We start from the raw sequence: 7,430 nt of genomic DNA on the forward strand, positions 1-7,430 counted from the left end.
AGGTGCAGCGGCGTGGGGCGCGCGGACGAGAGGTTGACCATCGCGACCGGGCCGCGCACCCGCAGGTACGGAAACCCGTCCGCATCCCCGTCGCCCAGCCAGGGGCGCCAGGGCGCGAAGGCCTCGGGCGCGCCGTGGGCCGCGAGGGCGTCGTGGTTGCCGGGGCTCACGGTGACGTCGGCGGGGTCGCCCAGGGTCTCCAGCCACGCGCGGGCCGCGGCGAACTCCTCGGGCGTGGCGAAGTTGATCAGGTCGCCCGTGACCGCGAGGTGGTCGACGCCGCGGCCCCGGATGTGATCGGTCAGCGCGTCCAGCACGCGCTTGTCGTGCCGCCGGTGCTTGCGCCGCCACGCATGGCGCGACAGCGCGCGCTTCGACGCCATGTCCCGCCACCGGAACGGCAAGTTCGGCGGCGGCAGATGCGGATCCGAGATGTGGGCGAGGCGAAAGGCGGTCAAACGAGGGCGCGGCTTTCCTAAGGGAACGACGCTCGGTATCAGGTTCCACCGATTTGCGTCAGAGGCTTGCGCGGTTTGCAGACGAACGTGGAGTGGGCCCCGGCGGGCCGGATCCTGGGCGACAGCGACGTCCGGATCTGGGGCATGACCGCGCGCGAACGGCTCCGGCGCATCTACCGCCGGGCCGGCGTCGCCGAGTCTGCCCCGCCGGACGGGACCGTGGTGCTCACGCGCGGGACCTGGGTCTACGACGAGAGCGTCATCAAGACCCTCGTGGCCCGCCCCGGCGCGGTGCTGGTCGCCGCCGACGGCGAGGCGGTCGCCGCCCACGTGCCCGCGGCGCGCGCGGACGAAGCTGCGGCGGCCCTGGAGGCCGGGCGCGATCCCGGGGGGCTGACCCGGCTGTCGCTTGAGGAGCTCAGCTACAACCAGGAACTCCGGAAGCGGGAGGAGCCGATCCTCCTGAAGCTCAGCCGCGAGAACGTCCGCGCCGTCGAGGCCCGGACCTTCAAGGGCTCGTACAAGGGCGTCACCGACCTCGTCACCAAGCATGTCTGGCCCGTGCCGGCGCGTATCGTCACCCGGTGGTGCGCCATGGCAGGCTTCACGCCCAACATGGTGACGTTCCTGGGCTTTCTGCTGGTGCTCGGGGCCCAGTACTACTTCTGGAACGGCCAGTTCGGCCTGGGGCTGATCTGCGCCTGGATCATGACCTTCCTCGACACCGTGGACGGCAAGCTCGCCCGGGTCACCATGACCTCGTCGAAGATCGGCAACGTCTTCGACCACGGCATCGACCTGATCCATCCGCCGTTCTGGTGGTGGGCCTGGTACGTCGGCGCCTTCCATCTCGCCAGCCCGCCCCCGGCCGGCTGGTACGTCGAGTGGATGTCCGTGAGCCCGCTGCCGCTGCCCGAACTCGCGCTGGCGGTGATCCTGGTCGGCTACGTCGTGCAGCGCGTGGAGGAGGGGATCTTCATGCGGGCGTTCGGCATGCACGTGCACGCGTGGCGCCCCTTCGACAGCTTCTTCCGTCAGATCACCGCCCGCCGGAACCCGAACCTCCTGATCCTGACGCCCGCCTGGGCGCTGGGCCGGCCGGACGTCGGCTTCTACCTGGTGGCGATCTGGACCGCGCTCAGCCTGGTGGTCCACACCGTCCAGCTGGTCCAGGCCTTCGCCACGCCGCGCGAACGCGTCGTCTCGTGGCTGTCGCGGTGATCCGCGCGGGCGTCATCTGGAACCAGAGGAGCCACCGCAACCAGCGCGCCGGGGGCAGGCTCCCGCTGCCGGACGATGTCCTGGACGTCGCGCCCGAGCACGAGGGCGAGCTGTACGCCGCGTTGCGCCGCTTCGCCGCGGAGGGCGTGGAACTGGTCGCCATCGATGGCGGCGACGGGACGATCCGCGAGGTGCTCACGCGCCTGCCCGAGGCCTACGGCGGCCGCACGCCGCGGGTCGCCATCGTGCCCAACGGCAAGACCAATGCGCTCGCCCTCGACCTCGGCGTGCCGCTGGGCTCCACGCTGGAGGATCTCCTCGCCGCCGTCCGGGCGGGCAAGCCGCCCAAGCGCCGGCATTGCTTGGAGGTGGTGCGCCCGGGCCTCGCCACGCCGGAGCGCCGGGGCTTCCTGTTCGGATTTGGCGCCTTCGTGCGCGGGACCGAGCTCGCGCAGACAAACCACCGCCGCGGCTTCTTCGACAGCGCCGCCATCGCGGTCACCATCGTGGGCGCGGCGGGCCGCACCTTCGTCGGCGGCCCCGAGGACCCCTGGCGTCGCGGCGAGCCGGCCCGCCTGGGGGACGAGCCCGAGCGCGCCTGGTTCCTCGTCCTGGCCTCGACCCTGAAGCGCTTCCCGCTGGGGCTGAAGCCCTTCGGGCCGCCGCACGAGGGGCTCAAGGTCCTCTCGGTGGAGGCGCCGCCCCGCCGCCTCGCCGCCGCGGTTCCCGCCATCCTGGCCGGCCGCGACCCGCCCTGGCTGGCCGGCGCCGGCTACCGCCGCCGCGACATCGCCGAGATCGACCTCTCGTTCGCGGGTCACTTCGTCCTCGACGGCGAGATCTTCGAGGGCGGCGCGCTCACCCTCCGGCAGGGCCCGGAGCTGGAGTTCGTGATCCCATGAGGGATGCGCTGGAGGCCAGGCTGGAGGCCGAACTGGCCGCCCCGGCGCCCGACGCCGTCGTTCGCCTGGCCGCGGCCCTCGCCGACCCGGCGGTGGACGCCGCCGTGCTCTACTACGGCTCCACCCTGCGGACGGGCGACCTCTCGGGCGTGCTGGACTTCTACCGCCTGACCCGGCGCCCCCACCGCCGGAGCCTGCGCGGCGCCGTGGAGGCCTTTCTGTGGCCTGAGGTCAGCTACCACGAGATCGCGGTCGCGGCCGGCGCTCCGCCGCTGAAGGCCAAGGTCGCCACGCTGCCGCTCGCCACGTTCCGGAGGGCCGCCGAGGGGCGGACCCTGGACACCACCATCTGGGCCCGCTTCGTGCAGCCCTGCCAACGCGTCTGGGCCGCGGACGAGGCGTCGGCCGCCGCCGTCCGCGCCGCCGTGGCCTCGGCCGTCGCTACCGCCAGCCGCTTCGCCGCCGCTCTGGGACCGGAGCGCGGGCCCGCCGCCGCCTTCTGGTCGGCCCTGTTCCGCCGGACGTACGCCGCCGAGTTCCGCGTGGAATCCGCCGACCGCGCGGACACCGTGCTGGCCCACGACGGCGACCGCTACGACGCGCTCCTTCCGCTCGCCTGGACGGCCGCGGGCGTCCGTCACACCGAGGAGGGGGGGATGCTGATTCCCGATCGCCGGGGTCTCCCGGGCTGGACGCTGCCCAGCCTGGCCGGCAAGCCCCTCAACGTGGCGCGGATCCTGAAGGCGGCCTTCACGTTCGACGGGGCGGCCCGCTACGCCGCCTACAAGATCGCCCGCCATACCGGCATCGAGATCGAGCTCACGCCCTGGCGCGAGCGTCATCCCTTCCTGGCCGCCCCCGGGGCCTGGCTGGAGCTGCGGCGACGCCGGCGGCTTGCCCGCCGCTAGACCGTCCAGCGGCGGCCCCTGGAATCCTGGGTGGCGGCCGCATACCTGTTGAGAACGGCGCAATCTGAGGCCAATGTGGCGCTTGCATGACAACCGTGCTCGACGACTCCCTGGTAAACCAGTTGCGGCGGCAGCCGCTTTTCGCAGGTCTCCCCGCAGCGGCCCTCCAGGCCGTCGCCGCGACCGCCGTCCGCAGGACGCTCGAACCCAACCACATCCTGTTCCTCGAGGGCGACTACGAGACGTCGCTGTTCGTCGTCGTGAGCGGACAGGTGAAGCTCTGTGTGCACGCGCTGGACGGCCGCGAGGTGGTCCTCGGCATTTCGGGGCCGGGCCATCTGTTCGGCGAGATCGCCCTTCTTGACGAGGGCCCGCGCACGGCGACCGCGGTCACCGTGCGGCCCACCCAGATGCTGCAGATCGAGCGCGAGGCCCTGATGCCGGTCCTACAGGCCCATCCGGCGGCCATGCTGCAGGTCGTGACCCTCCTGTGCAGCCGCCTGCGGGCCTCGAACCAGATGCTCGAGGAGATCGTCTTCCACGACGCCCGCACGCGCCTGGCGCGCGCGCTCCGCCGCCTGTGCGACGAGCACGGCCACATCGAGGCTGCCGGCCTTCGTCTCCCGATCCTGCCGGCCGACGGCACCATCGAGGCGCACGCGGGGCTGCAGCGCGACACGGTCGCGCGCCTGATGCGGGCCTGGGAGAGCGACCGCATCCTGCGCATCGAGGACGCCGGCGTCCTGATCCTGGACCTGGACCGTCTCGACCAGGCGGCCGGTCGGGCGCCCCGCCAGGGCGCACCCGCCGCCACCCCGCATCCCGAAGCCTACGCCGACACGCGTCCCCTGCGCTGACGCCGTCCGGACGGCGTACGGGCGCCCGCCTGCAAGGCCGGGCTTACGGAGCCACGCCGCAGCGGACGCGCCGAAGGCCATCGTCTCCGGGGGAGACACGCTGAACCAGCTCCCCGCCGCCGGGCATGAGCTGGAAGCGGTAGGTCTCGGTCCAGGTTTCGCCTTCGCCGGTCATGGAAGCGGTCACGGTGAGGGTGTCGCCCTCGACCCTCGCCGAGTCCACGCGCCCCTCGCTCTCGTAGAACCTGAGCCCGCCGGCGCCGATCACCAGCCGTCCGTCGCTGCCCCCCTCGCGGCAGTCGGCGGGCCGGAGGTCCCACGCGCCCAGGAACGCCGCGGGTATGGCGTTGCGGGCCGGTTCGGGCTGAGCCGGCCCCGCCGACGCCGTCGGTGGAGCAGGGGAGGACGGGGCCGCGCGCGGTTCGGCGCCGTCGCTGCACGCCGCAAGCGCGGTCAGCGCGAGCAGCAGCGCGCCGAGGCGCAGGGCCGGCGTTCGTCTCCTGAGCGTGGCAGCTTCAGTTCGCGTCGTCGTCATCCTCGACCGGCGCGAGGAAGGCCGCGAAAACGAAACCGTCGAGCTGACCGTCATCTTCGAGGTCGACAAGCGCCCAGTCTCCACCAGGGCCTCCGAACGACCGCACGACGAGCTCGGTTCCGAACTTCAGTGTCTTGGCCTCGGGGAAGGTCTGGGCGGGTCCGCCGCGCAGCTTCAGCCCGCCGCGGGCGATCACGACGTTGCGTCCCGCCTTCGCCTTGGCGGGGGCCGCGGGGGCCGGCTGACCCCACCCCTTGGCGGCCGCGGTCTTCAGCCAGGTGGGCGCGTTCACGCTCTTGCCGCCTGCGCCCCACACCAGTTTCGACCCGAAGCCCACGTGGATGGTCTTCGTGCCCATGTAGTCGACGCCCGCGCCGATGCCGGTGGCGCCCAGGCTCGCGGCCTTGGTGACGAAGGCTTCGAAACGGCTGCGCTGCTTGTCGAAATCCAGCACCTCGCCGTCGTCCAGCAGCTGGATGTCCGCCGCCTGGCCGCCGTCGTGCCGGGTCGAGCCGGTCCGGCGCGCATTCGGCGTCCCGATCGGGTCCTGACCGCCCGAGGTCACCGACACCTTGTCGATCCCCACCGCCTCGGCGGCGTCGGTCAGAAGCTTCTCGAGCTTGGGCGTGAGCTTCTTGTCCCGGATCTTGCCCGCGTTGTTGTAGACCAGCGTCGCCATCCATCGCCCTCCATGCCAGAGGTGCGAACGCTACGCCCGCCGATCGCAACGGGCAATTGCGAGGCGATCAAGTCGAGGTTGTGGCCCCGGGGGTCAGGCCGAGGCGCGCCGCGCCCGCTGGAGCAGCCCGAACTCGACGCCCAGATCCTCGAAGATCGCCAGCACCTGGTCGATCTGCTCGGGCGTGTGCGCCGCGCTGACGCTGGAACGCAGCAGCGACTTGTTCTCGGGCGTGGCCGGCGGGATCGCGAGGTTCAGGTAGACGCCCCGCTGCAGCAGCGCGTTCCACATCATCACGGCGGTCGCCTGGTCGGGCATCACCACCGCGGTGATGGGGCTCGCATGGGGCCCCACGGCGTAGCCCATGTCGCGCAGGCCGTCGTAGAGCCGGTCGGCGTTGGCCGACAGGCGCGTGCGCAGGCTGGAGTCCTCCTCGAGCCGCTTCAGGGCGGCGAGCGTGGAGGCGATCACCGCCGGCGGCAGCGAGGCGGTGAACATGTAGGGCCGGCTGACGATGCGCAGCAGGTCGAAATTGTCCTCGTCCGAGACCAGGAAGCCGCCGACGGCGCCCAGGCTCTTGGAGAAGGTGCCGACGATGAAATCGACGTCGGCCTCGACGCCGGCCGCCTCGGCCAAGCCTCGGCCCTTCTCGCCCAGCACGCCCATCGAGTGGGCCTCGTCCACCAGGAGGTAGGCGCCGGCTTCCTTCTTGACCGCGACCATCTCCTTCAGCGGCGCGACGTCGCCGATCATCGAGTAGATGCCCTCGACCACGATCAGGCTGCCCTTGGCGGCGTCGCCCATGCGGCGCAGGCGCTTGGCGAGATCTTCGGGGTCGTTGTGGCGGACGCGGATGACCTCGGCGCCCGAGAGCTTGGCCGCGTCATAGATCGAGGCGTGGCTGTCGGCGTCCAGGATCAGGTGGTCGCCGCGGCCCACGAGGCCCGAGATGCCGCCCAGGTTGGCCTGGTAGCCGGTCGTGAAGACCATTGCATGCTTGCGGCCGTAGAACTTGGCCAGCGCCGTCTCCAGCGCCGCGTGGCCGGCGAAGGTGCCGTTGGCGAAGCGCGAACCGGTGGTCCCCGTGCCCCACTGGCGCACCGCATTGGCCGAAGCCTCGATGCACTCCGGGTCGAAGGTCAGGCCCAGGTAGTTGTTCGTGCCGAGCAGGATGACCTGCTTGCCATCCAGCATGCCCTCGGTGGGCGACAGGATTTCGTCGAATCGAACGGCGGACGGATCGGCGCCAGCAGCGCGGATACCGTCCAACGGGGCGCGATAGCCCAGGTGCTTGTCGAGCAGCCCCATCCTTAAGCCTTTATCCGCAGCTTGTTGATCAGGTCGGAGAGGTCGCCCACCGTCTGCACGGTAGCCAGGCGATCGAGAGGAATCGATAGGTCGAACCGATCCTCAAGCTCCATCACGATGTTCATGAGCGCAAGCGAGTCGACCGCGAGGTCGCGGGCGATGTCGGTATCCGGGGTTACCTGCACGCTACGGCCGAGGACCGTTTCGGCGGCCCGCGCGACTTCGCGGACGGTCAGGTCCGTCGCCAGTTCCACCATAAGTGAGCCCCCCATCGGCTCTTAACAGCTTACGCAAGCCGCGTACCTAACCATGTCCGACCTCTTTTTCTACCGTGGCGATCAAGGGTCGGTCACAAATCAGCTACTAATGTTTCATCCATGCCGCAGTGCGGTACCACGCCACGGTGTGTTCGAATCCCGCCCGAAGATCAAACTTGGCCATTGGCGTTCCTTCTGCCCGCTCCTCCGGCGCGACCGCCCAGTTTGGATGCAGCAGTTCCCGCACCTTCGCCGAGGTGAGCATGGGGGTCACGCCGGTGAGCACAGTGAAATCATTTGTGATT

At 71.0% G+C, this 7,430-nt stretch carries 9 protein-coding genes and 1 pseudogene; 4 read left to right on the plus strand and 6 right to left on the minus strand.

Going from position 1 to position 7,430, the window contains the following annotated elements; genetic code table 11:
• Positions 1–458 (minus strand): metallophosphoesterase (locus tag JNK30_RS22665; RefSeq protein ID WP_293486011.1); only part of this gene is annotated, 458 nt, incomplete at its 3' end.
• A gap of 66 nt (positions 459–524) precedes the next feature.
• Between JNK30_RS22665 and JNK30_RS22670 the strand changes: the two genes are divergently transcribed.
• From JNK30_RS22670 to JNK30_RS22685, 4 genes are all read left to right on the plus strand, one after another.
• A complete protein-coding gene (locus JNK30_RS22670; RefSeq protein WP_367118779.1) occupies positions 525–1,679 on the plus strand; it encodes a CDP-alcohol phosphatidyltransferase family protein in 1,155 nt (384 codons plus the stop codon).
• Positions 1,664–2,581 (plus strand): diacylglycerol kinase family protein, encoded by a 918-nt coding sequence (locus JNK30_RS22675; protein WP_293486013.1) that lies wholly within the window; start codon positions 1,664–1,666, stop codon positions 2,579–2,581. Before JNK30_RS22670 ends, JNK30_RS22675 begins: the two co-directional genes overlap by 16 nt.
• The gene (locus JNK30_RS22680; protein ID WP_293486015.1) at positions 2,578–3,489 is read left to right on the plus strand and encodes a hypothetical protein; all 912 of its coding nucleotides are present in this window, start codon (positions 2,578–2,580) and stop codon (positions 3,487–3,489) included. Before JNK30_RS22675 ends, JNK30_RS22680 begins: the two co-directional genes overlap by 4 nt.
• Positions 3,490–3,575: 86 nt before the next feature.
• Positions 3,576–4,346 (plus strand): Crp/Fnr family transcriptional regulator, encoded by a 771-nt coding sequence (locus tag JNK30_RS22685; protein WP_293486017.1) that lies wholly within the window; start codon positions 3,576–3,578, stop codon positions 4,344–4,346.
• Between the two features lie 43 nt (positions 4,347–4,389).
• Here the strand turns inward: JNK30_RS22685 and JNK30_RS22690 are convergent, their stop codons facing one another.
• The 5 genes and pseudogenes from JNK30_RS22690 to JNK30_RS22710 form a co-directional block, all read right to left on the minus strand.
• Complete coding sequence (locus tag JNK30_RS22690; protein WP_293486019.1) at positions 4,390–4,881, minus strand: hypothetical protein; 492 nt, start codon at positions 4,879–4,881, stop codon at positions 4,390–4,392.
• Entirely contained in the window at positions 4,862–5,560 is a 699-nt protein-coding gene (locus JNK30_RS22695) for a hypothetical protein (RefSeq protein WP_293486021.1), read from the minus strand. The genes JNK30_RS22690 and JNK30_RS22695 overlap by 20 nt, the downstream gene beginning before the upstream one ends.
• Positions 5,561–5,653: 93 nt before the next feature.
• Positions 5,654–6,868: a pyridoxal phosphate-dependent aminotransferase family protein gene (locus JNK30_RS22700; protein WP_293486023.1), complete on the minus strand. Its 1,215-nt coding sequence runs from the start codon at positions 6,866–6,868 to the stop codon at positions 5,654–5,656.
• A 2-nt stretch (positions 6,869–6,870) separates the two neighbouring features.
• A complete protein-coding gene (locus JNK30_RS22705; RefSeq protein ID WP_293363790.1) occupies positions 6,871–7,122 on the minus strand; it encodes an acyl carrier protein in 252 nt (83 codons plus the stop codon).
• Between the two features lie 109 nt (positions 7,123–7,231).
• Positions 7,232–7,430, minus strand: a pseudogene (locus tag JNK30_RS22710) (epimerase); the annotation flags it as partial.

Origin of the sequence: Phenylobacterium sp. (assembly GCF_016793225.1) — a bacterium.
Classification (GTDB): domain Bacteria; phylum Pseudomonadota; class Alphaproteobacteria; order Caulobacterales; family Caulobacteraceae; genus Phenylobacterium.